Source organism: Streptomyces panaciradicis, assembly GCF_023516615.1.
Classification (GTDB): Bacteria; Actinomycetota; Actinomycetes; order Streptomycetales; family Streptomycetaceae; genus Streptomyces; species Streptomyces panaciradicis.
This window is the reverse complement of record NZ_JAMGBF010000329.1, coordinates 1-763: the sequence shown is the minus strand read 5'-3', so window position 1 is coordinate 763 and position 763 is coordinate 1. Positions and strand designations below refer to the sequence as shown.

Below are 763 nucleotides of genomic sequence, written 5' to 3'. Positions count from 1 at the left end.
CGACCACCCCGGCGGTCAGCGCCTCCGGTGACTACGTCGACGTGCGATAAGCGGCGTCACCCCCCCCGCACCACCCCCTCCCTTTCATCCGAGGACTCATATGCGTATTCGCACCACCGTGGCCGCCGTCTCCGGCGCCCTTGCCCTTGCCGCCCTCGTCGTGCCCGCCGCGCAGGCCGCGGACGGACCCTCGCTCGGCAAGGACGACATCGCGCGGGCCACGCAGGCCGTCAAGCAGGCCGCGCACACCAAGTCCGCCTTCACCTCGGCCACCGCCGACGCCGGCACCCCGTACGCGATCAACCTCACGTTCTCAGGCGTGAAGATCAACGGCGGCAAGCCGATCGTCGCGGGCATCGCGAACAAGGTCTCCGTCCCGGTGACCTACACCGTCACCCACGACGCGGGCTTCGACGTCAACGACCCCGCCGTGTGGATGGACGTGGAGATCTACCGCGGCTCCTACGACGAGCCGGACAACCTGCTCTTCGGCGACGACTGGCCGACCTGCACGAACACCTCGGCGACCGTGGCCAGTTGCAAGGGCACCATCGACGTCTACCCGGACATCGACCTGGTGGGCAACGCCGACGCCACCACCTGGAAGGCCGACGGCTACGCCATCGACTGGAACGACCAGGACCCGATGTCCGACGACATCGACTACAGCAAGGTCGGCTTCGCGTCCCAGGACAACCTCGGCACGACCAAGCTCCAGCGCTACTCGAAGCTGACGGTCAACGCCTCGCCGGAGCCGGTCACC

1 protein-coding gene is annotated in these 763 nt (G+C 68.3%); it reads left to right on the top strand.

Going from position 1 to position 763, the window contains the following annotated elements; genetic code table 11:
- Positions 1-100: 100 nt before the first annotated feature.
- Positions 101-763: hypothetical protein (locus M8J74_RS44210; RefSeq protein WP_249841776.1), on the top strand; the 663-nt coding region annotated here is incomplete at its 3' end.